Below are 25,175 nucleotides of genomic sequence, written 5' to 3' on the forward strand. Positions count from 1 at the left end.
TTTTATTGCCAACAAGGCCGACTGAAATGACCGATTGGTCCCTCGACCAAGCCCGCAAGACCTACTCGATCCCGCATTGGGCGGACGGTTACTTCGACGTGGATCAGGCCGGGCACATGGTGGTGAGACCGACCGGGGCGGACGGCCCGGTGGTGTCGCTGCCCAAGGTGGTCGATGCGGCGCGCGCGGCGGGCGCCAAGCTGCCGCTGCTGGTGCGCTTCCCGGACATCCTCGGCCAGCGCCTGGGCAAGCTGCAGGCGGCCTTCGCCCAGGCCCAGCAGGACTGGGAGTACAGCGGCGGCTACACCGCCGTGTACCCGATCAAGGTCAACCAGACCCGCGGCGTGGCCGGCACCCTGGCCAGCCACCACGGCGAGGGCTTCGGCCTGGAAGCGGGCAGCAAGCCCGAGCTGATGGCCGTGCTGGCGCTGTCGCGCCCGGGCGGGCTGATCGTCTGCAACGGCTACAAGGACCGCGAGTACATCCGCCTGGCCCTGATCGGCCGCAAGCTGGGCCTGCAGACCTTCATCGTCATCGAGAAGCCGTCCGAGCTGAAGCTGGTGCTGGAAGAGTCCAAGGCGCTGGACGTGAAGCCGGGCCTGGGCGTGCGCATGCGCCTGGCCTCGCTGGGCGCCGGCAAGTGGCAGAACAGCGGTGGCGACAAGGCCAAGTTCGGCCTGTCGCCGCGCCAGCTGCTGGACCTGTGGAAGTCGCTGCGTGACACCGAGTACGCCGACTGCCTGAACCTGCTGCACTTCCACATGGGCTCGCAGATCTCCAACGTGCGCGACATCGCCAACGGCATGCGCGAAGCCACCCGCTACTTCGTGGAGCTGTCGCGCCTGGGCGCGAAGATCACCCACGTCGACGTGGGCGGTGGCCTGGGCGTGGATTATGAAGGCACCCGTTCGCGCAGCTTCTGCTCGATCAACTACGGCCTGCATTCCTACGCCAGCAACATCGTGCAGCCGCTGGCCAATGCCTGCGAAGAGTTCGGCCTGACTCCGCCGCGCATCGTGACCGAGTGCGGCCGTGCGATGACCGCGCACCACGCGGTGCTGATCGCCAATGTGTCGGAAGTGGAAGAAGCGCAGGAAGGCCGCGTGCCGGACCAGCACGACGACGAGCCGGCGGCGATCCGCCACCTGCGCGAGATCCACGACGAGCTGGACGTGCGCCCGGCGGTGGAACTGTTCCAGGAAGCCCAGCATTTCCATGCCGAAGGCCTGGCCAGCTACGCGCTGGGCCAGATCGACCTGCCGCAGCGTGCGCGCATCGACGATCTGTTCTACGCCATCGCCCACGGCGTGCGTGCGCGCCTGAGCTATGACGAGAAGAGCCATCGCCCGGTGCTGGACGAACTGAACGAGCGCCTGGTCGACAAGTACTTCGTCAACTTCAGCGTGTTCGAATCGATCCCGGACGTGTGGGCGATCGACCAGGTGTTCCCGATCGTGCCGATCGAGCGCCTGGACGAGACCCCGGACCGCCGCGGCATCATCGCTGACATGACCTGCGACTCGGATGGCATGGTGGAAACCTATGTCGAGAACGAGAGCCTGGACAGCTCGCTGCCGCTGCACAAGATGAAGCCGGGCGAGAGCTACCGCATCGGCTTCTTCATGGTCGGCGCGTACCAGGAAATCCTGGGTGACATCCATAACCTGTTCGGCGATACCGACGCGGTGGAAGTGCTGGCCGATGCCGATGGCTATGCCATTACCCAGCAGCGCCGCGGCGACACCACCGACGTGATGCTGGATTACGTGGGTTACCGCCTGGACGAACTGCGGGCGACCTATGCGCAGCGCGTGGCTGCAGCGCAGCTGTCGCCGGAACGCGCGCAGGAACTGTCGGACGCGCTGGAAGCCGGCCTGACCGGTTATACCTACCTCTCCGACGAGCCGTTGGTCTGAGGTAAACGGGAACGCCGGGCATGGCCCGGCGCTACCGGTCACCATGAGCGCGCGCGCGATCTTCCACCTGTTCCTGCATGCCGCCGTGCCAGCGTTGCTGGCATGGTTGTTCTGGCGCAAGCGCTTCGCCTCGGCGTGGTTGCTGATGCTGCTGGGCTGGATCATCGACCTGGACCATCTGCTGGCCGACCCGATCTATGCACCGAACCGCTGCAGCATTGGCTTCCATCCGCTACACACCGCACCGGCCATTGCGGTCTATGCCGGGCTGTGCGTGCCGAAGAAAACGCGGGTGTTCGGCATCGGTCTGATCATCCACATCGTGCTGGACGCAATTGATTGCTGGTGGATGCACCACCGTTGATGTTTGCTGCGTGTCGACCAAGGTCGACACCTACGGGAGCATGGCGACCGGCCGGATTGACGCTCGGTAGAGCCGGCCGCTGGCCGGCTTCCGCAGGGAATTCCCGGTGCCTACGTGGTTGCCGGCCAGCGGCCGGCACTACCCACCGTCAGGTTGGTCGCTTCACGCCACCGGCAACCACACCGTCGCACGCAGGCCGGGCTGCGCATTTTCCAGCATCACGCGCCCGCCGTAGCTGGCGGCGATATCGCCCACGATCGCCAATCCCAATCCACTGCTGCCCACGCGCTCATCCAGCCGCACGCCACGCTGGGTGACGCGTTGCAGGGCGTCTGCCGCCAGGCCGGGGCCGTCGTCGCGGACCTCAATGCGCAACTGGCCGTCGTCGGCTTTCGCGCTGACCTGGACCTGCCGTTGTGCCCAGCGCCCGGCATTGTCCAGCAGGTTGCCCAGCATCTCCTCCAGATCCGCACTGGCACCGGCGAACTGCAGCGTCGGGTCGATGCCCGCCGCCGTGAACGCGATGCCACGTTCGCCATGCACGCGTGCCATCAGTCGGCACATCGCCTGTGCGACGGCCGCCACGTCGGTGCGCTGGCGATGGTCGGCGGCCAGTCCTGCAGCCAGGTAACGGTCGACACTGGCCTGCATGCGCGCACTCTGCTCGCGCACGGTGGCCCGCCAGTCCGCGCCATCGCCGTCAGCTTCGGTGGTCAGCACGCTCAGCGGGGTTTTCAGCGCATGCGCCAGATCCTGTGCACTGGTGCGCGCGCGCGCGACCATGCGTTGCTGGTGGTCAAGCAGTGCGTTGAGTTCTTCGCCCAGCGGCGCAACCTCTGCCCCCAGTTCCTGCGTGTCGATGCGCTGCACATCACCGCGGCGTACCCGTTCCAGCTGCGCACCGAGGCGATGCAGTGGACGCAGGCCGAAGCGCACCTGGCTGGCCAGCACCGCCAGCCAGGCGGCGACCAGCACGCCCAGCGCGATGGCGGTGCGCTTGCGGAACGCGGCGACATCCGCATCCAGTGTGCTGCGATCGGTGGCGACCACGGCTACGAACGGTTCGCTGGCGCGTGGCAGGCGCACCTGCTGCACGCGTGCGCGCAGGGATTGCTGCAGCGGCCCGGCCAGGTTGCGGGTGGCCGGCCCGGCAACCGGCGCCGGCAGGGTTTCATCCCACAGCGAGCGCGACTGCAGCAACACGCGGCCATCGGCCCCGGCGATCTGCCAGTAGGCACCGGAGAACACGCGCTGGAAGCGTGCGTCATTGGGTTCCTGGCGCAGGCGCAGCTGTCCGTCCGCATCCACTTCGGCCTGCGCCAGCAGGGTCAACATGTCCTGCTGCAGTTCGTGGTCGAGGCGGTCACGCGCACTGCGCTTGAACAGCTCGCCCAGCAGCGCGCTGGCCAGCAGCGAGACCAGCAGCAGGCCGACGCCGCCGGCCAGCAGCAGGCGCCGTCGCAGCGATGATTGCCGGCTCACGGCGCGGCCAGCCGCCAGCCCTGGCCGCGCACGGTCTGGATCAGGTCGATGCCGAGCTTGCGGCGCACGCGTCCGAGCAGCACGTCCAGTGCGTTGGAGTCCGGGTCATGGCCGCCGTCGAACACCTGTTCGCCGAGGCGATCACGGCCGATCACCTGGCCGCTGTGATGGATGAAGTAGCTGAGCAGCCGGAACTCCTGCGGACTGAGGGGCAGCGCCTGCCCATCCAGCTCAAAGCGGCCGGCGTTGACGTCCAGCTGCAGCGGGCCGCAGTGCAGGCGGGGGCTTGCGTGGCCGTGGCTGCGGCGGATCAGGGCGCGCAGCCGCAGCACCAGTTCGTCGGCCTGGAACGGTTTGGTCAGGTAGTCGTCGGCACCGGCATCGAAGCCAGCCAGCTTGTCGTGCCAGCGCCCGCGCGCGGTCAGCACCAGCACCGGAAAGCTGCGGCCATTGCCGCGCCAGCGCTCGATCACGCTCAGTCCATCCAGTCCGGGCAGGCCGAGGTCGACGATGGCAGCCTGCAGGTCCTCGATCTGGCCGATCTCCTCGGCCTGGCGACCGTCGGCGACCACCGCCACCACATAGCCGGCCTGTTCCAGCAGGGGCATCAGGCGCTGTGCCAGTGCGGCATCGTCTTCGGCCAACAGGATGCGCATCAGTCGTCGAGCTCCGTCTTCAGCAGCTTTCCGCTGCGCGCATCATAGTCCAGCTCCACCACCACGCCGTCGCCGCGCAGGATCTCCACTTCGTAGACGCCGTCGTCCAGCTCCACTTCCAGCAGTTGGCCGGGGTAGCGCTTGAGTGCATCACGCACCACGCTTTCCAATGGCACGTAGCGGCCCTGCTGCACGGCGCGGCGCGCGACCTGCTGCGCCGGGTCCTGTACGTGCGCGGCGGCGATCGGGGCGTTGGCCAGGGCCAGCAGCAGGGGCAGGGTGGCGAGCATGCGGGTGCAGAAAGAATGAGGGGTTCAGGCGCGAGTGTGGCGGGGATGACTAACAGCCGGCTAACAGCCACGGCTAAGGCGCTGTTAACCGAGGCATGCATCGTGGCGTTGCCGGGATGGTCCGGCCACGAACAGGAGAACCCCCATGTTGAAGTCGCTCACCCTCGCCACTGTTGCCCTGCTTGCCGTCGCGCCGGCCGTACAGGCCGCGCCGCTGGGCATGGCCCAGGTTGAACAGACCCTGCGCAAGGCCGGTTATACCCAGATCCACGAAATCGAACGCGATGATGGCCTGTGGGAGGCCGACGTGAGCCGCGCCGATGGCCGCTTCAGCGAGGTCTACGTGGACCCGAAGACCGGCGAGATCTTCGACGAGCACAACGGGCGCGCGCTGTTGACCACCGAGCAGGTGCTGGCACGGGCGCAGTCGCATGGCCTGCGCGAGATCCATTCGCTGGAACGCGATGGTGCGACCTGGTCGCTGGAAGCCCGCAATGCCCGCAACCAGAAGGTGGAGGTGCGCCTGAGCGGTTACGACGGCCGCATCCTGCACAGCGAGCGCGATGGCTGGCTGGATTGACGTTGGCCCATGTAGAGCCGAGCCCATGCTCGGCTTTGCGGCCAACCGTAGCCGAGCATGGGCTCGGCTCTACAGGAGCTGGCTTACCAGCCGAACGGCGGTGGGTAATCCCAGCCCGGGCCGCGGCCGTAGTAGCCGCCATACGGGCCGAAGAAGCCCGGGCCCTTGCCTTCACTCACATGGATGTTGAGGTTGACCCCGTGGGTCTTGCCTTCATCGGTGGTGTAGTTCTTGCTGAGGTTCAGCGTGGCCGCGTTGTAGTGGCTGTTGCCACCGTTCTTGGAATAGCCGATGCCGGTGGTGAAGCTGCCGGACACCTTGACCTTGTCGTCGGTGACGTCGGCGATCTTCGCGTCGTCGTGCACGCGCGGGCCGCTCTTGTCACCGTAATAGGTGCCGGGCGGGTCCTGCTGCAGGGCCGGATCGTTGAGGTAGCGCATCGGCGCCTGCGGCAGCGTCAGGTCCAGGCCGGCAGCCTGCGGCGCGGTGGCGCCGGCGGCGGACTGGGCCAGCACGGTTCCCGGCAGGGCCAGGCACAGCAGCAGGGTCAGGGGGCGGATCATGACGGCGCTCCAGCGGACAGGTGGCCACGCAACACGCGGCGGTACAGGCCGACGCTAGCAGGGGTTGCTTGAATGATGCCTGTCGGCGCCGGATCGGGGTAGAGCCGGCCACGGCCGGCTGCAGGTCACAACCGCCCGAACCCGAACAGCCCTTCCAGCGCATGCCTGCGCCGCTCGATCCGGGCGCGCAGCAGTTGGGCGCCGATCATCGAATAGGTGATGCCGTTGCCGCCGTAGGCCATGGCGAAATGGACCCGCGGCCCCCACTGCGCGTGCGGGCCGAAGAAGGGCAGGCCGTCGGCGGTTTCGGCGAAGGTGCCGGCCCAGGAAAAGGCGGGCACCGGGTCCAGCCGCGGGAACCAATGCAGCAGCTGATCCATCAGCTTTTCGGCCTTACGCTGCACGCGCCGGTCGCGCCGCGCCGGGATATCGATGGCGTCGTCCAGCCCACCCACCAGCAGGCGGCGGTCGCCGGTGGCGCGCAGGTACAGGTACGGGCGTGCGCTCTCCCACACCATCGTGCGCTGCAGCCGGCCCAGCGTGTCCGCATCGATCGGGTCGGTGATGAAGGCGTAGCTGCTGCGGTTGCGCGCAACCCGCTGTTCCAGCCACGTCTGGTTGGCGTAGCCCATGGCCAGGACCACGTGGCGGGCACGGACCGTGGCGCCGGCCTCGGTCATCGCGGTTACGCCCTGCGCGCCAGGCTTGAGCGTGTGCAGCACGGTGCGGTCGTGCACATGGCCGCCGCGACGGCGCACTCGTTTGAGCAGGCCGTAGGTGAGGCAGTAGGGATCGACCCGCGCCGCCTGGCGGGTCAACAGGGCGCCGCCGGCATCCACGTCGAAGCGTTCGCGCAGGGCTTCGCGGTCCAGCCAACGCGCGTCCAGTCCAATATCACGGCGTGCAGCTCCTTCGGCCATCAGGCGCGGCACGTCGCGCCGCCGGCTGGCCAGGTACAGGCTGTCCATCTGCCGGAAGTCCACCTCCTTCAGCCCGCGTGCCACTTCGGCCAGTGCCGGGATCGCGTCGGCACAGGCAAGGTAGGCCAGGGCGGCGGCATCCTTGCCATAGCGCTCGGCCAGTTCCAGCAGATGGGTATCGATCTCGTACTGCAACAGCGCGGTGCTGGCCGCCGTGCTGCCCCAGCCGATGTCGCGCTGCTCGATCACCGCCACCTCGTGGCCGTGGGCGGACAGTTCGTCGGCGATCAGCGCACCGGTGATGCCGCCACCGACCACCAGCACGTCGCAGCGCAGATCCTGCTCCAGCGGGGGAAAGGCCTGCAGCAGTCCGTTGCGCACTGCCCACCAGGGGTAGCCACTTTTCAGGTCCATGGGTCAGCCTGCCGGATTGATTTCATGCTCGTCCTCAGGCTGATCTGCAAGCAGTCGAGCAAACAGGTCGGGGAGGTCGCGCGCTACCGGGAGGGCGTACTGACGTTCCATGCCAATGAATGGAATCCGCACTACCGGCATTGCTGCGTCCAGTGTGTCGAATCCAAATCCCTCCCCGCCGCCGTCCGACGCGAACAGGAATATGCCCGGCGCGTATGATTCAACTTCATACTCACGATTGAAGTCGACCACCTCTTCCGCTTCCCAGAAGACAATGTAGTTGTCGCCAATAAATCCTTCGCCACCGTTGTGCGCCCTAAGGAATTCAAGGTAACTCTCGGGAAGTGCGACTCCTACGCGGGCTGACAGATCAGCAATGGCCGACATTTCAGCCGGGCCATTGAGCTGTCCCTCTGTCAGGTGATATTCCATGACTGCTCTTCCATGTCTCTCGGGGACTGGTTAAACCAGAAGTTTGCCTGCTGCTGATGAATGTCGCGATGGGGGATAACGTCATGGGCGGAGTCGGTTGGCGTCCACCATTGCCCGTAGATCAGGCCGTGGGCTGGCCGGTATGCGGGGTCTGGATCAGTTCGGACAGATCGAAGCCCTGCAGGCGGGCCGCGGCCAGATAATGGTCCTGCACGGTCGCGTCCAGGCGTGGCTCGCGCGCCAGCAGCCACAGGTACTTGCGATCCGGGCTGCCGACCAGCGAGACGCTGTAGTCCGGGGCGACCTGGATCACCCAATAGTCGCCCTTGGCGAACGGCAGCCAGCGCAGGCCCTTGGGCAGGAAACTGACCTCCAGGCGCGCGCTGTCGTTGTCGACGGCGCAGGCCTCGCCGGTGGCCTCTTCGATCTCGCCGTCCATGCGGCAGCGGTTGGTGACGCCGACATTGCCGTTGTCGAGCAGGGTGTAGTGCGCCGACACATCGGTGCAGCCTTCCGGCTCGTGGCGCATCGGTAGGCGCGCGATCTCGTACCAGGTGCCCAGGTAGCGCGGCAGCTTGAGGTCGGCGACGGTCTTCAGCGGCGGGTGCTCGGTCATCGGTCATCGTGGCAGGGGCGGGCCTCCACGATGCCGATGGGCTCGCCATGGGCGGGTGAAGCCGGGGCGATGGCCGTGTCCAGAACGATCCGTCGCCGCTGCGACGTGCCTGTTGTCACCGGCATGGCGGTATCCTGCCGCCAGCGCCGTGTTTTCCTGATCCAACCAAGGTGGAGGTGCCGATGTACCAGGTGATCCTGTTGAAGAGTGAATCCGCGTTCGCACGCGAACAGTGGCCGCAGGTCGATGACCTGGTCGACTACGAGGGCGTCAGCTACAGCCTGCGAGCCGGCCCGCGCCAGCCACTGCCGACCGACCACGAGTGGCACCCGGTGGCGGTATATGCGCCCGATGAGATTACCGAGGAAGAGTTCCAGGACTGGTACGCGCTGCAGCAGCCGACCGTGGAAGAGCTGCGCCTCAAGTACTGATACTGCTGCGCGTCCCCCATCCGTCCTTTACCGCCTCTGCCGTATAGTCGCGCGCAGGCGCGGTGGTCCGCGCGAACCGGTGTGGCTGCGTGTCTTCTTTCCTGCGATCGATCCGTGCACGAGGGCCCTGGTGGGCCCTGCTGCTGTGCACTGCCTTCCTGCTGTCCGCGCCGGTGCTGGCGCAGGAGGAGGACCCCACGCCCAAGCAACAGCTGGCGGACATCGATTCGCGGTTGAAGGATGTCGAGCGCAAACGTGGCGATGCGGAAGCCACCGAGACGCTGGCGATGCTGTCCGAGAATGCCTCGCAGGCACGGCGTGACGCCGAGGCACTGGAAAAGGCACTGCAGCCCCAGCTGGATCGCATCAACGAGCAGCTGGCGCAGCTGGGGACGCCTGCCGAGGGCACCACGGAGCCGCCGGAGCTGGCAGCGCAGCGACGGGCCATAACCAGGCAGCGCGACGGCCTGGCCGCGTCGGTAGCGCAGGCCAAGGCCAGTGCCGTGCGTGCACAGCAGCTGGCGGCGGACATCGAGCAGCAGCGCACCGCACAACGTACGGAAGAACTGGGCCAGAAGGTCGCCTCGCCGCTGTCGCCTGCGTTGTGGAGCAAGGTGGCCGAGCGCCTGCCGATCGATATCGCGCGCGTTGCGCCGTTGGCCGAGCAGGGGCGTGACGCGCTGGTGGCCGGCATCCGCACCCATGGCTGGGGCACGCCGTTGCTGGGCCTGCTGGCCGCGCTGGTGATGATGTTCCCGCTGCGGTTGTGGCTGCGCAGGCTGGGGCGGCAGTTCGCCGCGTCCGAGCGCGCACCTGATGGACGACTGCGCCGGTCTGGCCTGGCGATGTGGCTGCTGCTGGTGGGCACGCTGCTGCCCGGTTATGCCGTGGTGGTACTGATGGCGGCGCTGGATGCGATCGATGCCATCGCGCCGCGCTTGCAGGTCGTGGCCGACGGCCTGGAGACCGCCACCTTCCGTGCGGCGTTCATTGCCGCGCTCAGCGCCTGCCTGCTGGTGCCCAAGCGCCCGTCATGGCGGCTGTTGAACCTGGACGACACCGCCGCGCTGAAGCTGCGTAAATATGCCTGGGGCGCGGCGGCGCTGGCCTGGCTGAGCACGGTGCTGGTGGCCCTCGACCAGGCTACGCGCACCAGCGACGTCACCACGGTGGCGTTGGACGGCCTGATTGCCCTGACTTACCTCGGCCTGATCATGGCCATGCTGGTGACCCTGGCGCGCCTGCATCGCCGGCAGACCGCCGAGGCCGAGGCCAAGCTGGAAGCACAGGCCGATGGCGTGGGGGCAACCACGCCCGTGCGCCGCAGCAGCTGGCTGGTGCTGGCCCGGGTAGCGGGCAATATCGCGGTGGTGGCGGCCATCGTTGCCACGTTGCTGGGCTACCTGAATTTCGCCAAGTTCGTGAACCAGCAGCTGATCGGCGGCAGCATCGTCGTGCTGGCCGCAACCCTGCTGTTCAAGTTCGTCGATGACCTGAGCACCTGGATGCTCAACGCCGACAGCAAGGTCGGCCAGACCATCCTGCTCAGCACCGGCCTGAGCGTATCGCGGCTGGAACAGGCGGGCGTGCTGCTGTCGGCGGCGTTGCGCACCATCGTCGTACTGATCGCGCTGCTGGCGCTGGTGGCACCGTTCGGCAACATCGGCGCGGTGGTGGAGCGCTTCTCCTCGCTGTTCACCTCTGGATTCGACATTGGCGGAACCAAGCTGGAGCCGGTGCGCATCGTGCTGGCGGTGCTGGTGCTGCTGGCTGGCCTGGCCGTTACCCAGCTGGTACAGCGCTGGCTGACCGACACCTACCTGCCCAAGACCGAGCTGGATCTGGGCGCGCGCAATTCGGTGAGTACCGTTGCCCGCTATGTGGGCATCATCATCGCGGTGATCTGGGCGCTGTCGGCGATGGGCCTGCAGCTGAGCAAGCTGGCATTGCTGGTCAGCGCGCTGTCGGTGGGTATCGGTTTCGGCCTGCAGGTGATCACCCAGAACTTTGTTTCCGGCCTGATCCTGCTGGCCGAGCGGCCGGTGAAGATCGGCGACTGGGTGAAGCTGGGCGACCAGGAGGGTGACATCCGCCGCATCAGCCTGCGATCGACCGAGATCCAGGTGGGCGACAAGTCGACGTTGATCGTGCCCAACTCCGAGCTGGTCACCAAGACCGTGCGCAACATGACGATGGGCAACAACCAGGGCCGCATCCAGATCCAGTTCGCGGTGCCGCCCAGCACGGATGTCGGCAATCTGCGGCAGGCGCTGCTGGATGCGTACACCGCGCACACGAATGTGCTGAAACAGCCGGCACCGACGGTCTACATCGACAGCATTGCCGGTGGCCAGATCACCATCAACAGCTTCGCTTACGTGGCCAGCCCGCGGCAGGTGTACGCCACCCGCAGCGACCTGTACTTCAGCTTGTTGCAGATCCTGGCCGAGCGGAACATACCGCTGTCGACCCCGACCGACATCCACATCATCCGCGATCCGCAGGAGTAGGGGTTTCTTTGCAGGGCTGCGCCCTGCACCCGCCGAAGCAACGTCAACCGCAAGAGCAACGGCAAAAGCTGGTTTCCTGTGGGATGGCGGGGTGGGTCCGGTTGCGGGGGACGCTGCAAGTACGTCCATGTAAGCTCGGTCGCCGCATCCATGCGGCTCACGCCCCCGCAACCGGACCCACCCCGCCTTCGACAGTTTTCCGCGATCTTTTGGAATTGCTTTTGGGGTCAGATCCGTTTTCCGGAGGAAAACGGATCTGACCCCATTTTGATTTTCGATAACTGACAGAGTGTGTCGACCAAGGTCGACACCCACCAACAGCACACGGAAGCTGTCAAAGGTGGGGCGGTGTGGGTTGGCAGGACCGTTGGCGCCATGGATGGCGCCATCGAGCCCCCATGGACGGGTTTACGGCGTGTCCTGCCAACCCACACCGCCCCGCCATCCCACGGAATGCCAGCTGTTGCGGTTGCTTCTGAGGTTGCCGGCCAGCGGCCGGCACTACCACGGGTGCAGGGCGCAGCCCTGCAAATAGCCCTACCCCCGAGGTCGGCTGCGCGAGGGCACCAGTGCGAACGTATCCACCGCCAGCTTCTCGGCGTGGTTCAACCACGCGCGGATCTCCAGATCGTCCACTTCGTGATCCAACCCGAACGACACGTTGATCTTGCCGTTGGCATCGGGCTGTACCCACTGCTGGGCCAGTACCACCTTGCGCTGCGAGGACACCGCTTCGATCCAGAAACCGCGGTCCGGGCGCGTGCTCGCCACCAGTTGCAGCATGTACTGGCCGGCACGCGTACGGCGTCCCTTCTGGGTGATCATGTGTGCCTGGCGCACGCTCGGGCGCGGGCCCTGGAGCGTATCCAGCGGTGCATCCACCGCGATGCCACCGCGCAGGTCGTTGTCGCGGTACAGCTTGAAGCCGTTGTCGCGGTTGACGAGCAGGGCGCACCAGTCACCATCGGCCGAGCCGTCCTCGAACGCGGTGCAACGGTCGACGTAGGCCAGGGTGTTGTCCGGGTTGGCATCATCGAACTGGCGCGAGGTGTTTTCCAGGTACACCGACTTCAAGCCCCACTCCTTGTCGTACTCCAGCAGCACCGGCGGCTGCACGTGCTGCAGGCCAACGACCACCTGATCATCGCCATCGATCTTCAGTTCGCGGGTCGGCTGGCCCAGCCACAGCGAACGGGCGAAGGCCAGGTACTGCGGGTAGTCGCGGCCATCATCGCGCCGCGCGGCCACGCTGGCACTGGGCGCGCGCTGCGGGTCGATCAGCGAGCGGCCAAAGCCCATCGTCTTCAGGTTCGGGTCCAGCAGGCCGAGCAGGGTCGCACCGGAATCCAGGGTGGTGCCAGCGTCGGCACTGAGCTGCTGCGGGGCAATGCCGTCGCCGAGGAACAGCAGCAGGTTCTCGCGCTTCTGCTTGGCCAGCACGTGGCTGAGGTCGTTGGGCATCGCCAGGTGGTCGGAGGCGATCACGATCAGCGTGTCCTTCCCATACGGGCTGGCCTGGATACGCTCGACCAGCTGTGAGATCAGGCGGTCGGTGCACTTGAGTGCATTGAGCAGGCCGATGTTGCCGTACCCGCTCCGGTAGCGCTCGCCCTTGCACGACACCGGCAGGTGGCCCGCCGGGTGGTGGGTATCCATGGTCAGCGTGGTCAGCATGAACGGTGAACCGGCGCGTGAGAGCTGCTCGAAGCGCTGGTAGGCGGTGTCCAGCAGCACGTCGTCGTGCACGCCCCAGGCCGAGTAGTGGATGCGGCCGATCTTCTTCTGCTGCTTGAACCATGCCAGGTCATGCACTTCGTCAAAGCCATGGCTGGCCAGGAACTGGCCCTTGCCGGCGAACTGGCCGTTGGCGCCGCCCAGGTAATGGTTGGTGTAGCCCTGCTGCTTCAGGTAGTCGCCCAGGCACACCGCCTTGGGCAGGAAACTGCCCATGCGGTCCATGCTGTTCTCGTCGCCCTGCGAGGTGGTCAGCGGCACGCCACACATTGACGACACCAGGCCGGCGATGGTCCAACCGCTGCCTTCGGCCGAGGCCAGGCCACGTACGTCCAGCGACTCGGATGCCAGGCGGTTGAGGTTGGGCATCAGGCCGGGAAACACGGCCTCGTCCAGATAGGTGCGTTCCAGGCTCTCGCCGTAGATCCATACGATGTTGCGCGGGCGCTGCAACGGCTGCGTCGGCACCTGGTACTCGGGGGCGATGCGGGCGAAATCGACCGGGCGCAGCTGCTGGTAGAGGCGTTGGCCGTCACGGGCCAGCGGACTGATCAGGATCGTGGCCACCCACACGGTCGCGAAACCGGCGAACAGCGCACCACCGTGGCCGGGCCGGTGCCAGCGCTTCACCCGCGTGGCAAACAGCGGCAGCAGCGAGACCAGCGCCAGCACGATGAAGCCGGCGATGTAGCCCTTGAAGTCGGAGACACCAGCGCCTTCCATGTCGGCGCCGAGGTGATAAAGCGTGGCGGCGTTGAGCCCATCCCCGGACAGCTTGTCGATCAGCCACCACGCGCTGAGCATCAGCAGTAGCAGCGAGAATGCACCGGCCTTCCACCACACCCACTTGTCGGACGCGAGGAACAGCCAGCACAGCAGCAACAACGACAACAGCAGTATCCAGAGCATAGGCAGCTTCGGCAGTGACGGGGTGGTGGTGATGGACGTCGTACCGACGCGTGTCCATCCGACCGGCGCTGCTGCAAGCACATCCACATGACAGGCCGATGACCCGATAGTGCATGCACGAACCTGACTGAAATGTTTGTTGGAATGACGCGCGCGCAATCACGCCGCAAAGGTAAAACGAGCGTGAAACGCTTCGTTGGATTGCATTAAAAACCGCATGAATACGCGGCTTTTTCGCCAATGCATCAGCGGTGCCCGCGTTCCTCGCGTGCCCGCGCGCGGCGATCGAACAGCAATGCACTGGTGACGATGCCCAGTCCCAGCACCACGCCGATCAGCAGCAGTATCAGTGCGATCAGGGGATAGCCGAACAGGTGCCAGCCGGTGTCGATCTTCATCATCATTGCCGCAGCCATGATCAACGCGGCGCTGATGATGCCGGCCGCCACGCGGTTGGCGATCTTCTGCAGGTTCTCCATCAATCGCGATTCTTCCAGCCCGGTCACCTTCATCTGCAGGCGGTTCTCGGCCAGCAGCGCCATGATGTCCGACAGCTTGCGCGGCCCATCGCGCAGTAGCTGCTGCAGCTCCATCGCCTCGCTGGCGATGTTGGCCGCCGACAGGGATTTCTTCAGGCGCGCGCGCATCACGTGCTGCAGCTGGCGCTCGACGATGCGGCGCGTGTCCAGCTCCGGTGCCAGCAGCCGGCACACGGTTTCCAGGTTGAGCAGGGCCTTGCCCAGCAGGCTCAGTTCCGGCGGCGTGCGCAGGCCGCAGGCGGTGGCGATGCGCACCATGTCCAGCACCACGCGGCCTTCGGAGAAGCTGCCACTGGCGGCGTAGCGCGCGATCAGCTGGCCGGTCTCGCGCAGGTAGCGCTCTTCGTCGAAGGCCTCCAGCCGCGTGCTGATGCTGATCAGATCGTCGGCCACTTCTTCGCCGCGGCCATCGACGGCGGCGAACAGGATCTTCAGCAGCCGCTCGCGCAGGCGCGGCGGCATGTGCGCGACCATGCCCAGGTCGAAGATCGCCAGCCGGCCATCGGACATCACCCGCAGGTTGCCCGGGTGCGGGTCGGCATGGATCTCGCCATGCACGAAGATCTGGTCCAGATAGCCGCGGATCAGCGCCGCTGCCAGCGGATCCATGTCCTGCTCGGTGCGGCGCACGCCAGAGATCGCATCCACGCGCACGCCGGTGGCGAGCTCCATGGTCAGCACGCGCTGGCTGCTGTAGTCCCAGATCGGCTGCGGTACCCACAGGCGGCGGAAGGGCCGCAGATGCCGTCCGAAGCGTGCCAGGTTCTCGGCCTCGGCGTGGTAGTCCAGCTCCTGCATCAGGGTCTTTGCGAACTCGTTGAGCCAGTCGCGCAGGCGCACGCGGCGGCCCACCTGGGTCAGGTGATCGGCGGCCAGCGCAAAGCTGCGCAGCGCCTCCAGATCCGAGCGCAGCTGCGCGGCCACCTCGGGCTTCTGCACTTTCACCGCCACCTGGCGGCCATCGTGCAGTACCGCGCGATGTACCTGCGCGATCGACGCACAACCCAACGGCTCGGGATCGAACGAGGCAAACAGCTTGCTAACCCCCACGCCCAGCTCCTGCTCGATGATGGCGTGGATGCGCTCGACCGGGATCGGCGCCACCTTCTCTTGCATGCGCTCCAGGGCGGTGGCGAACTCCACCGGCACCATGTCCGGGCGGGTGGACAGCATCTGGCCCAGCTTGACGAAGGTCGGCCCCAGGGCCTCCAGGTCACTGACGAACTGTTCCGGGTTGCCATCGGCGGGCACGTCGGCCTGGTTGCTGGCGGCGTCCAGGTTCATGCCGGAGAACACGCCCGAATGGCGGTAGCGCAGCAGCAGGCGCAGGATCTGGCTGCGCCGGTTCATGCCTTTGACCAGCGGAGGATTGCCATTGGCGGTGGGCGGATTGCTCAAGCGGAACTCCCATGCGGCAAGGACGGTAGTGCCGGCCGCTGGCCGGCAATGTCCGGATTCGGCAGTGTCGCCGGGGGAAGGTGGGCATGCGGTGAACCCCGCAGCTATCGCAGAGGCCGGCGGATCGGTCAGAATCCGCTCATTCCCATTCTTGGACGCCCCATGGCCGGTGCCAGCCTGTTTGCCCTGCTCGACGATATCGCCTCCCTGCTCGACGATGTCTCGGTGCTCACCAAGGTCGCCGCGAAGAAGACCGCCGGTGTGCTGGGCGACGATCTGGCGCTGAACGCGCAGCAGGTGACCGGGGTCAACGCCAACCGCGAGCTGCCAGTGGTGTGGGCGGTGGCCAAGGGCTCGCTGGTCAACAAGGTGATCCTGGTGCCGGCGGCCCTGGCGATCAGTGCGTTGGAAGCCTGGCTGCGCAGTCGCGGCTGGAACGTGCCGCTGATCGTGCCGCTGATGATGATCGGCGGTGCCTTCCTGTGCTTCGAAGGCGTGGAGAAGCTGGCGCACCGCTTCCTGCATTCCTCCGACGACGATGCCGAGCGCCAGGCCGAACGCCGCAAGGCGCTGGCTGACGCGCAGGTGGACATGGTCGCGTGGGAGAAGGACAAGGTGAAGGGCGCGATCCGCACCGACTTCATCCTTTCGGCCGAGATCATCGTGCTCACCCTGGGCGTGGTCGCCACTGCGTCGTTCACCAACCAGATCCTCACGCTGAGCGTGGTCGCACTGGCGATGACCGTGTTCGTCTACGGACTGGTGGCGGGCATCGTCAAGCTCGATGACGTTGGGCTGTACCTTTCGCGCAAGGGCGGTGCCATTGCCGCCTTCGGTCGAGGCCTGGTGGCGTCGGCGCCGTGGCTGATGAAGTTCCTGTCGGTGGCCGGCACCATCGCCATGTTCCTGGTCGGCGGCGGCATCCTGGTGCACAACGTGCCGGCGCTGCACCACGCGGTGCAGGCGCTGGGCGGCGAAGGGCAGTGGGGCTGGCTGATCAGTGCTGCGGCCAACATGGTGGTCGGCATCATCGCCGGTGCCGTCGTGCTCGCGGCGGTGACCGGCTTCCAGAAGCTGCGCGGGAAGTAATCTGTAGAGCCGAGCCCACGCTCGGCTGCTCTACGGCGCTCCGCGCCGCCGCCCGAGCATCGGCTCGGGCGCTACAGAGTCCGCACGCTGGATCATCACCCCGCCTGCACCCGGTTCTTGCCCTGCCGCTTGGCCGCATACAGCGCGTCATCGGCGCGCCGCAGCAGGGTCTCGGTATCGTCGCCGGGCTGCCACTGCGCCAGCCCGGCGCTGAAATGCACCGGCACGCGCTGGTCCTGCACGGTCAGCACGCGATGGGCCAGCGAGCGCTGCAGGCGCTGCACGGTGGCCATGCTGTCGGCGCCCTGGGTTTCCGGCAGCACGAGCACGAATTCGTCGCCGCCCAGCCGTGCGATGCCGTCGGTGGCGCGCAGCAGCAGCTTGCACACGGCCACCAGGTGCTGCAGCAACGCATCGCCACCGGCATGCCCATGCGTGTCGTTGGTCTGGTGGAAATCATCCAGGTCGATCACGGCCACGCCCAAGGGTGAGTTGTTGCGTGCGGCGCGGGCCAGCTCGCGCTCCAGCAGTTCGTCCAGGCCACGGCGGTTCAGCGCCTGGGTCAGTGGATCGATGCGTGCCAGGTCACCAGCGGCGCGCAGTTCCTGCTCCAGCTCGGCAATGCGCTGCTCTGCGCGCTCCACTTCCTGCCGCGCATTGGCCAGGTGATCGCGGGCCTGTGCGGCCTGCTGCTGCACTTTGCCTGTATCGCGCATCACCTCCTGCAGCAGCTGGTTGAGGTCGGCGATGCTGCGCGCCTCGCGCAGCTGCAACGCGTAGCTGCCGATGCGGTCGTGGTATTCGCCGGTGCTGGTGGCCATGCCATCCATGCGCTCGATGAACTCGCCCATCAACCCGCGCATCGCCGCCTTCGAATCGTCGATGCCCTGGCGCAGCAGCCCCTGCTTGTAGATCACTTCGCGCAGTTCGGCCCGGGTGCGCTCGACCGCTTCCGCTTCCAACGGACCGTCCAGCAACTGGCGTACCGCCGCGATCTGGCCCTGCAGCCAGCTGCGGTCGTCCAGCAGCTCGCTGACGTTCTCCAGCAGCAGCGCGAACAGCTCCAGCAGCAGCGCCTGCTGCTCCTGCCAGCTTTCGGCGCGCACGCCGACCTGGTGGCCAAGTTCGCGCACGCCCTGTTCGATGGGTTCCAGGGCCGTGCCCGGCTGCCACTGGCGCAGGCGCATGGCCAGCGCCTGCGCCTGCTCGCGCAGGTCCGGGTCGTGCTGCAGCAGGGCCACCACCGCACCGCCCAGCAGCAGCCGCAGCTGCTCGGACAGGCGCAGGCTTTCCGGCTGCCCGTCCGGCGAATGCTGCTCGATGGTGCGGATGTACTTGTCGATCAGCTGCCGCATCGCGCGCCCATAGCGCGGCCAATCGGCGCTGGCCTGTGCGGACTGCAGGCGGTCGCCCATGTCGCCCAGTTCGCCGGGCAGGGTGGCCATGCCGTTGGCGAACGCCGCCAGCAGCGGTTCCGGCGCATCGGCGCCTGCGAACAGCTGCTGCAGCGCCACGCCACCGCCGCCCTGCAGCACTACGCGGTCACCCCGCCCATCGTCCACCACCGCGCGCACGCGTGCCGGCGGCCCAAGGGCGGTACCGGGGGCAGGGCGGTGGTCGGGCTGGTCCGTCATGGAGCGAATCCTGGGGCTGGCAGGGACTGGTTCCAGCATATCGGCGCGGCCGCCGAGGGCTTGAACGGCTAGGATGGGCGACAGGATGCCGCAGTGGAGGTGGTGATGCGCGTGATGTTGCTGGGGGCGACCGGCCTGGTCGGTGGGCTGACCCTGCGCAGGCTGCTGGACGACCCACGCTGCGGCGCCGTGGTTGCCCCGACCCGCCGCCCCGTGGCGTTGACTCACGGGAAGCTGGAGAACCCGGTACTGGCATTCGACGCGTTGCCCACTTCGCCAGAATGGGCCCGCGTTGACGCGGTCATCTGCGCGCTGGGCAGCACCATCGCCCAGGCCGGCAGCCGCGAGGCCTTCCACCGTATCGACCACGACTATCCGCTGGCGTTCGCCCGCCTGGCGCAGGCGCAGGGTGCGCAGGCCTTTGTGCTGAACTCCGCAGCCGGCGCCAATCCACAGTCGTCGATCTTCTACAGCCGGGTGAAGGGCGAGCTGGAGCGTGACCTGCGCGCGCTGGGATTCAACTCGTTGACCCTGGTCCGCCCAGGCCTGATCGGGGGCGAGCGCAACGAGGTGCGTCGCGGCGAACGCTTGGCACTGACGGTGCTGGGTGCTTTGGGACCGGTGTTGCCGCGTGCGTGGCGGATCAATCCGGCCACCGAGATTGCCAGGGCGCTGGTCGAGGCTGCGTTGGCCCCGCAGCCGGGCGAGCACGTGGTGGCGTCGAGCACGCTGGTCGGCTGATGTCGCGAGCGCTGCGCCTGACCCAGCTGCTGCAGCTGCTGCGCCGTCATCGACGGCCGGTGGCCGGGCAGGCGCTGGCCGAAGCGCTGGGCATCAGCCTGCGCACGCTGTACCGCGATATCGAGACCCTGCGCGAGCAGGGCGCCGACCTGCGTGGCGAGGCCGGGGTCGGCTACCAGCTGGCACCCAGCGATACCTTGCCTCCCATGACCCTGCCACCGGCCGAAATCGACGCGCTGGTGCTGGGCCTGCGCTGGGTCGCCGCGCGCACCGAGCCGGCGCTGGCCGAGGCCGCACGTGATGCCCTGGCGCGTATCGCCCATGTGTTGCCTGCGGCACGCCGCGAGGCATTGCGTGACAGTGGCCTGCGCGTGGGACCTTCGCGTGCTGCGGCCAAGGTGCCCCCTGCACGCCTGCAGGCCGTGCGCGAAGCCGTGGGTTCGCAGCAGCGCCTGAAGTTCGGCTACGAAGATGCGCATGGCCGGCGCAGCGCGCGCATCGTCTGGCCGTTCGCGCTGGGCTACTTCGATGAGGTGCCGATGCTGGCGGCGTGGTGCGAGCACCGCGAGGATTTCCGCCATTTCCGGCTGGATCGCATCCGTCAGGTGCGTGTGCTGGAGGACCGCTACCGCGTGCCGCGCGCCACCCTGCTGCGGCGCTGGCAGAAGGCGCAGGGCATTGCACCCGACTGGCTGGATCGCTCATAACCACATCGAGGAATGGCGCTGTGCGTCAACGCGGTGGGCTTACACAGCTGGTGGGCTATGTGCCGGGGGAGGCCGGGGTGGTACAGGTAATCGTCGACTCTATGGCCTGGGTTACGAGGCCCGACGCATCTTCCAAGAATGTCCTGACTCTCGAAACTTGAGGTTCACCAGGTTTACTTGGTGTACAACCCCAAGTGAAGGTGATGGGGGATGGGATGTTCCTGTCGACTTTGGCGCGGCCACCGCTGCAGATCCATCCGGCAGGACAAGTCAAGATCTCGAGGTTGATATATACCGGAAACCTCGGATACCCACTGAAGTTCATCGTGGCAGTAACACTGGCGCCTGTTCCAGACACGTTCGGAACGCTGTCCAGCTGAAATGGCTTCGTCAAGGTAGCCACGCCCAGGGTGGACATCCTCTCTATGGGCATGAAGAAAAGGTCATTCGCCCAAGGAGAGCCGTCGTTTCCCCTGCCATGAACAAGGCCGTAGGCCGAGTTGCCGGCATAGACGGGGCCACCACTATCGCCGCCTTTGTTCATCACGGTTCCATCAAGGCTGACGACTTGGACGTAGGTGCCGGCTTCCCCATTCCAGTTGGCTGCGAACTCTGCGTCTTTGATGGATCCGCATGTGCGACCGGTCGTTACGCCGAACTTGCAGACCGTTGTGCCTGGTGTCATGTCGGCAAGTGATGCCTCATCGGTTATCGTCAGTTTTTCCCCATCGACAATGATTTCGTTCGACTGGGAGAAGATGACGCCGCCACGCTGCTGTGCACCCCACTGAACGTCGTAAGATCCTTTGTTGCGTTCACTCTTGAACAGAATGCGAGCGGTTGGATTGCGCTGATAATTGTCATTGTCACAGTGACCGGCAGTGGCCAAGCCTAGTTCGCGAGTTGCAGTTTCGACCACGTTGAAGCCGGCTGTGCAGAGCTGCTGCTGGTAGCCTTCCAGTCGCCGCCCGCCCGCTACGGTGTTTGTTGGCTCTATGAAACCTGTGGTCTCTTTTATGTGGATGAAGTCGGCGACAGAGAGAAGTTTGGAAAGTCTGGCGCGTACGGCATCGGGATCACGTACATATACCTCTACGATAGAGATCTTCGTGTTTACCGTGGCTGCAAACTCAATGCCGGCCTTGACGAGCTGATCGGACACCTCCTCTTGGGTGGCGCGGAGAAGCTCGAGAGAACGTGGCGCGGTTTCTGCGACGTAGAGGCGGTCCTTGGTGTAAGCAGAAAGTTGGCGTGAGGCATCGCCGGTGAACCTCACCACGATCCTGAATTCAGGGGAGTGCTCGATGTAAAGGCCGGCGAACGTCTCCGGCTTCTCCCTCTGAAGCCGTGCGCTGAGTTTACCTGCGGCCCGTTCCGCATCCATTCGTTGCGCGGCTTCGAACGTGCCTATGTGCATGGTTTCCGCGTAGTGCTGTATTGCTACATCCTTGGGGGCGTCGTCCGCAAGGGCGGGAGAGGCGGTGAGGATGGCTGCCAACAACGGGAGATAACTGCGTATTGTGGTCATGAACTTTCCTTTTCATGTGTATTACGTGAAGTGGCGTTCCATCTGCATTTGACTCTAAATCACTTCTGTCTGTTGCAACTGGTAACTGCGTCTCCCTTTGATTGGTCCGAGCGAAGGTTCATCGCCGACGACAGCTCCCATCATGACTTGGCTTTGCGATATATCGCGAGATCACAGCGGGTCGCCTGTTTTTCCATCCGATGGCGGAAGTGCCCGAAATACGCGAGATGTTCGAACGACGATCGGCTCTACCCGATCGATTTCATCCGCTTGATCTACTGACAGAGTATGTCAGCAGGCGTGTTCCACCATGAACGCTCCCAACAACGGAGGTTCCCCATGTTCATACCCAGCACCCTGCTGCAGTACGTGCGCGACGTCGCCACCAGCGCCACGTTCTACAGCGGCATTCTCGGCAAACCACCGGTCGAGCAGTCGCCCGGCTTTGCCCTGTTCCTGCTCGGCGATGGCGCCGCACTCGGCCTGTGGCAGCGCGATGACGTGCAGCCGCCGGTGTCCGCGCAGGCCGGCGCCGCGGAACTGGCGATGGTGGTGGCCAACCCGGAGGCTGTGCAGCAGATGCACGATGCGTGGCGCGCACTCGGCGTGCAGATCCTGCAGGCGCCGGTGACGCTGGAGTTCGGCCACACCTTCGTCGGTGCCGATCCGGATGGGCACCGCCTGCGCGTGTACAGCCGCGCCGAGGGCTTGGTCGCGCGCGATTGATTCGGGGAGGGAGCCGGTATGTTCCGGCTCCTGGACCTAGCCATGCTTCTGTGCGGCTTCGATGACGATTGAAAATGTCTCGTCGTCTTCCGAATCCCATTCAATGGCCAGCTGGGCCAGCTCTGCGACCACGTCGCGGCCTGGATTGCATCGCCTGAGCTCTTTGGTGAACTGTCGGACCTGGCGTGGCGTTAATTCACTGCCCGGATAGTTGAAGAGATTGAGCGCAGCATCTGAAGAGACGTCCAAGAGGTCGGGTGCGAGGATGGAATACGCTTTGATGTAGCGGGAGAGCGGAATATCCGACAGGAAGTTATCGGCTGCACACATGATCGACGCGTCATGTGGCGGGTTCCGGAGGAACTCCCTCATGACCGCAAGGACGACTTCTACTGACGGTGGTTTTGTCAGTGGCCTGTAGAAGTGGTTGGCGTATGCACGATCACCTTCGTGGGTGACCGCAGCATCCGATAGCGTTGCCAGTGTTGAGATCCAGACGTCAGCGTCCAGCGGCGTAGCCTGTTCGGCGTGTCTTTGTTGATCGGCATTGGGGATGACCGCCCGGAGGATGGGCTCGCCGTTGCGCCATGACTGCAGACGGGAGTCGATAATTGCGTATACCTGCTCCTGTTTGTCCCACATGGCGTCCGGCGAAGGCATGGCGTCTTGAGGGAACAACGAGAAGAAGTCCGAAAAGTAGGGAGCGGCCATGCAGAAGTAGCGAACGGTGAACTCCAGCAATTCCGGGTCGAACGCAGCGCCGGGGATTTCGTCCTGGAAGGCGCCTTCGATGCATGCCAAGGCATCTGCTGGCGAGGGGGCGGCTGCCACCGTAGAGCCGACCGATGCGTCAAGGAAAGCGTGATTTCGGGCGAGCCAGCGCAGGAAGATGATGCCAAGGACCCAGTTCGTGTCTGACGGATCCTCATCCCTCGTCAACCGTAGGAAGAATGGAGAGGCGCGGAAAAAATCATTGCCCGCCTTCATGAATTCTTCGAGTGTGGGTGGTGTCTCAATCACGGAAGTTCGACGTCTGCAGAGAGGCTCAATGCTATTGAGCTGCTCTTGGGAATCCATGCAACTATTCTCAAAATGCTTCGTTGGGCTTTCAACCGACGGTCGGAGAGCCCAGTGGATCCCCGCCATGCGTGGATGGAGCGCGACGGAGCAGGTACAGAAAAACGCCGGGCAGTGCCCGGCGTTTTTCCAATTCATGTGCCAACCGAGGTTGGCACCCACCGATCATCTGGATCAGCTGGCCAGCGCCAGGTCGTCCATCATCGCGCGCAGGAAGCGGGCGGCTTCACCACCCGTAGCCGCGCGGTGGTCGAAGGTGACCGACAGCGGGATTACCTTGTGCGCTTCCACGCCGCCCATCACCGGGGTCATCTGGTGGCGGGCACGGCCGGCACCGACGATGGCCACGCACGGCGGCACCACGACCGGGGTCGCGTAGCGGCCGGCGAACATGCCGAAGTTGGACAGCGAGATGGTGTAGCCGCTCAGTTCCGAGGCGGCGATCGAACGCGATTCCACCTGCTCGCGCAGGCGATTGACGCCTTCGCGGATGCCGCGTGCATCGAGCATGTCGGCATTGCGCAGGGCCGGCACGAACAGGCCGTCGTCGGTGTCCACGGCGATGCCGATGTCCACCTGGGCGTGCAGGGTGCGGGTCAGCGCTTCACCGTCGAACCAGGCGTTCATGGCCGGCACCTTCTGTGCGGCAACGACGATGGCGCGAACCAGGCGGGCGGTGACGTCGTTGCCCGGCAGCCAGGCGTGGATGTCGGCGTCGTCGTTCAGCGTGGTCGGCACGACCTTGCTGTGCGCGTCGGCCATGACGCGGGCCATGTTGCGGCGCACGCCCTTCAGCGGTTCCGGCTGGCCCTTGGCGACCACGCCCGGCGACTGGGTGCGCATCGGCTTGCCGGCGGCGGACAGCGGAGTGCGGGCTTCGCTCTGCCCCGGGGCAGGTACCTGCGCCGGGGCCGGCGCGGCATACGCGGCGGCAACCGGTGCCGGGGCGGCGCCGAGTTTGGCGGTGCCGTTGGCGGCGGCCTGCTTGACGTCGGCCATGGTCACCGCGCCATCGGTGCCGGTAGCGGCCACGCGGCTCAGGTCCACGCCTAGCTTGCGCGCCATCGCACGCACGGCCGGCACGGCCTTGACGCCACCGACGGCCAGCGCCTGCTCGGCGTGCACGGCATTGGAGCTCTGCATCGCGCCGACCACGGTACCGGCGTCATCGCGCTCGGCCGCGGCGGGCTTGGCGTCCTCGGCGGCAACCGGAGCGGCCGCAGCCGGCAGCGGCGGCGGGGTCGGTGCGGCAGCCGGCGCCGCCGGTGCGGCGTGACCATGGCTGTGGCCGGTGTCCTGGCCATCAGCGCGCTGCGGCAGGTTCGGGTCCAGTTCGAAGCTGGCCAGCACCGAACCGGTCGGGATGATGTCGCCGGCAGCGCCGGACAGCTTCAGCACCTTGCCGGAGAACGGCGAGGGCACTTCCACCACGGCCTTGGCGGTCTCCATCGACACCAGCGGCTCGTCCAGCTTGATCACATCGCCTTCCTTGACGAACCACTCGACGATGGTCGCGTCCGGCAGGCCTTCGCCCAGGTCGGGCAGGTTGAAGTTCTTGGTCTGGCTCATTTGCAGTTCTCTTCCAGCAGTTCCAGTTCGCGGGCCGGCAGCCAACCCGTCGCGCCATTGGCGCGCTCGGACCACCACCACCCGCCGTGTTCGTGATGAAGCTTCACCATCTCGCCGCTTTCCACATCCAGCTCGCGGGCGTCGTAGTCGCACAGGGCTTCGGCGCGACCCTCGTCCAGCAGCTGCAACCAGGCGATGGGCGCCCATCCAGCGCGCCCATCGTTGGTGCGTACCCAGGCAAACGCCGGCCATTCCTCGTCACGTACACCTACTTCGACGATCTGGCCGGCGTGGAACCGGAGCGGGTTGGGATACTGGCTGCGGTAAGCCCCCAGAAGGCGGGCCCGCAT

22 protein-coding genes and 1 pseudogene are annotated in these 25,175 nt (G+C 66.1%); 9 read left to right on the top strand and 14 right to left on the bottom strand.

Going from position 1 to position 25,175, the window contains the following annotated elements:
• The first annotated feature begins 26 nt into the window (after nt 1-26).
• Together speA and AC5P74_RS01185 are read left to right on the top strand one after the other, a co-directional pair.
• The gene (gene speA / locus AC5P74_RS01180) at nt 27-1,916 is read left to right on the top strand and encodes an arginine decarboxylase (RefSeq protein WP_061480252.1); all 1,890 of its coding nucleotides are present in this window, start codon (nt 27-29) and stop codon (nt 1,914-1,916) included.
• A gap of 43 nt (nt 1,917-1,959) precedes the next feature.
• Nucleotides 1,960-2,280: a DUF6122 family protein gene (locus tag AC5P74_RS01185; protein WP_070489860.1), complete on the top strand. Its 321-nt coding sequence runs from the start codon at nt 1,960-1,962 to the stop codon at nt 2,278-2,280.
• A gap of 162 nt (nt 2,281-2,442) precedes the next feature.
• Here AC5P74_RS01185 and AC5P74_RS01190 read toward each other — a convergent pair whose 3' ends face one another.
• The 3 genes from AC5P74_RS01190 to AC5P74_RS01200 are packed head-to-tail and all read right to left on the bottom strand — an operon-like array spanning nt 2,443 to nt 4,708.
• Nucleotides 2,443-3,762: a sensor histidine kinase gene (locus AC5P74_RS01190; RefSeq protein WP_495204759.1), complete on the bottom strand. Its 1,320-nt coding sequence runs from the start codon at nt 3,760-3,762 to the stop codon at nt 2,443-2,445.
• Nucleotides 3,759-4,418 (bottom strand): response regulator transcription factor, encoded by a 660-nt coding sequence (locus AC5P74_RS01195; protein WP_070489858.1) that lies wholly within the window; start codon nt 4,416-4,418, stop codon nt 3,759-3,761. Before AC5P74_RS01195 ends, AC5P74_RS01190 begins: the two co-directional genes overlap by 4 nt.
• On the bottom strand, nt 4,418-4,708 hold the full coding sequence (locus AC5P74_RS01200) for a PepSY domain-containing protein (RefSeq protein WP_053497441.1): 291 nt from the start codon (nt 4,706-4,708) through the stop codon (nt 4,418-4,420). The genes AC5P74_RS01195 and AC5P74_RS01200 overlap by 1 nt, the downstream gene beginning before the upstream one ends.
• Nucleotides 4,709-4,853: 145 nt before the next feature.
• Between AC5P74_RS01200 and AC5P74_RS01205 the strand changes: the two genes are divergently transcribed.
• Nucleotides 4,854-5,288 (top strand): PepSY domain-containing protein, encoded by a 435-nt coding sequence (locus tag AC5P74_RS01205; protein ID WP_070489857.1) that lies wholly within the window; start codon nt 4,854-4,856, stop codon nt 5,286-5,288.
• A gap of 83 nt (nt 5,289-5,371) precedes the next feature.
• On the opposite strand, the gene AC5P74_RS01210 is transcribed toward AC5P74_RS01205, so the two are convergent.
• The 4 genes from AC5P74_RS01210 to AC5P74_RS01225 form a co-directional block, all read right to left on the bottom strand.
• Nucleotides 5,372-5,851: a hypothetical protein gene (locus AC5P74_RS01210; protein ID WP_070489856.1), complete on the bottom strand. Its 480-nt coding sequence runs from the start codon at nt 5,849-5,851 to the stop codon at nt 5,372-5,374.
• 125 nt (nt 5,852-5,976) lie between these two features.
• A complete protein-coding gene (locus AC5P74_RS01215) occupies nt 5,977-7,185 on the bottom strand; it encodes an NAD(P)/FAD-dependent oxidoreductase (protein ID WP_495204760.1) in 1,209 nt (402 codons plus the stop codon).
• A 3-nt stretch (nt 7,186-7,188) separates the two neighbouring features.
• Nucleotides 7,189-7,617 (bottom strand): SMI1/KNR4 family protein, encoded by a 429-nt coding sequence (locus AC5P74_RS01220; protein WP_053497447.1) that lies wholly within the window; start codon nt 7,615-7,617, stop codon nt 7,189-7,191.
• Between the two features lie 121 nt (nt 7,618-7,738).
• On the bottom strand, nt 7,739-8,233 hold the full coding sequence (locus AC5P74_RS01225; RefSeq protein WP_053497449.1) for a lipocalin family protein: 495 nt from the start codon (nt 8,231-8,233) through the stop codon (nt 7,739-7,741).
• A gap of 182 nt (nt 8,234-8,415) precedes the next feature.
• Between AC5P74_RS01225 and AC5P74_RS01230 the strand changes: the two genes are divergently transcribed.
• Both AC5P74_RS01230 and AC5P74_RS01235 read left to right on the top strand, forming a co-directional pair.
• On the top strand, nt 8,416-8,664 hold the full coding sequence (locus AC5P74_RS01230) for a hypothetical protein (protein WP_005419952.1): 249 nt from the start codon (nt 8,416-8,418) through the stop codon (nt 8,662-8,664).
• Nucleotides 8,665-8,753: 89 nt separating this feature from the next.
• Nucleotides 8,754-11,174 carry a DUF3772 domain-containing protein gene (locus AC5P74_RS01235; RefSeq protein WP_053497450.1) on the top strand — a complete coding sequence of 807 codons (2,421 nt, stop codon included), beginning with the start codon at nt 8,754-8,756 and terminating at the stop codon, nt 11,172-11,174.
• A gap of 537 nt (nt 11,175-11,711) precedes the next feature.
• On the opposite strand, the gene AC5P74_RS01240 is transcribed toward AC5P74_RS01235, so the two are convergent.
• Together AC5P74_RS01240 and AC5P74_RS01245 are read right to left on the bottom strand one after the other, a co-directional pair.
• Nucleotides 11,712-13,817 carry a phosphoglycerol transferase I gene (locus tag AC5P74_RS01240; protein WP_070490188.1) on the bottom strand — a complete coding sequence of 702 codons (2,106 nt, stop codon included), beginning with the start codon at nt 13,815-13,817 and terminating at the stop codon, nt 11,712-11,714.
• 245 nt (nt 13,818-14,062) lie between these two features.
• A pseudogene (locus AC5P74_RS01245) lies at nt 14,063-15,709 on the bottom strand (ABC1 kinase family protein); the annotation flags it as partial.
• A 207-nt stretch (nt 15,710-15,916) separates the two neighbouring features.
• Between AC5P74_RS01245 and AC5P74_RS01250 the strand changes: the two are divergent.
• Nucleotides 15,917-16,843 (top strand): DUF808 domain-containing protein, encoded by a 927-nt coding sequence (locus tag AC5P74_RS01250; RefSeq protein WP_053497730.1) that lies wholly within the window; start codon nt 15,917-15,919, stop codon nt 16,841-16,843.
• 95 nt (nt 16,844-16,938) lie between these two features.
• Here the strand turns inward: AC5P74_RS01250 and AC5P74_RS01255 are convergent, their stop codons facing one another.
• The gene (locus AC5P74_RS01255; RefSeq protein ID WP_495204761.1) at nt 16,939-18,477 is read right to left on the bottom strand and encodes a GGDEF domain-containing protein; all 1,539 of its coding nucleotides are present in this window, start codon (nt 18,475-18,477) and stop codon (nt 16,939-16,941) included.
• 105 nt (nt 18,478-18,582) lie between these two features.
• Between AC5P74_RS01255 and AC5P74_RS01260 the strand changes: the two genes are divergently transcribed.
• Nucleotides 18,583-19,218, top strand: coding sequence for a Rossmann-fold NAD(P)-binding domain-containing protein (locus tag AC5P74_RS01260; protein WP_171957630.1), 636 nt, complete (start codon nt 18,583-18,585; stop codon nt 19,216-19,218).
• The gene (locus AC5P74_RS01265) at nt 19,218-19,925 is read left to right on the top strand and encodes a helix-turn-helix transcriptional regulator (protein ID WP_495204762.1); all 708 of its coding nucleotides are present in this window, start codon (nt 19,218-19,220) and stop codon (nt 19,923-19,925) included. The genes AC5P74_RS01260 and AC5P74_RS01265 overlap by 1 nt, the downstream gene beginning before the upstream one ends.
• A 55-nt stretch (nt 19,926-19,980) precedes the next feature.
• Here the strand turns inward: AC5P74_RS01265 and AC5P74_RS01270 are convergent, their stop codons facing one another.
• Nucleotides 19,981-21,453 carry a S1 family peptidase gene (locus tag AC5P74_RS01270; RefSeq protein WP_005419930.1) on the bottom strand — a complete coding sequence of 491 codons (1,473 nt, stop codon included), beginning with the start codon at nt 21,451-21,453 and terminating at the stop codon, nt 19,981-19,983.
• A 339-nt stretch (nt 21,454-21,792) separates the two neighbouring features.
• Between AC5P74_RS01270 and AC5P74_RS01275 the strand changes: the two genes are divergently transcribed.
• On the top strand, nt 21,793-22,179 hold the full coding sequence (locus tag AC5P74_RS01275; protein ID WP_053497723.1) for a VOC family protein: 387 nt from the start codon (nt 21,793-21,795) through the stop codon (nt 22,177-22,179).
• A 36-nt stretch (nt 22,180-22,215) separates the two neighbouring features.
• On the opposite strand, the gene AC5P74_RS01280 is transcribed toward AC5P74_RS01275, so the two are convergent.
• From AC5P74_RS01280 to AC5P74_RS01290, 3 genes are all read right to left on the bottom strand, one after another.
• Nucleotides 22,216-23,166, bottom strand: coding sequence for a hypothetical protein (locus tag AC5P74_RS01280; RefSeq protein ID WP_495204804.1), 951 nt, complete (start codon nt 23,164-23,166; stop codon nt 22,216-22,218).
• A gap of 264 nt (nt 23,167-23,430) precedes the next feature.
• Complete coding sequence (locus AC5P74_RS01285) at nt 23,431-24,825, bottom strand: dihydrolipoamide acetyltransferase family protein (RefSeq protein ID WP_070490180.1); 1,395 nt, start codon at nt 24,823-24,825, stop codon at nt 23,431-23,433.
• Nucleotides 24,822-25,175: an SH3 domain-containing protein gene (locus tag AC5P74_RS01290; protein WP_197632781.1), complete on the bottom strand. Its 354-nt coding sequence runs from the start codon at nt 25,173-25,175 to the stop codon at nt 24,822-24,824. The genes AC5P74_RS01285 and AC5P74_RS01290 overlap by 4 nt, the downstream gene beginning before the upstream one ends.

This window comes from Stenotrophomonas sp. YJH_SMC_94-11 (assembly GCF_059370435.1).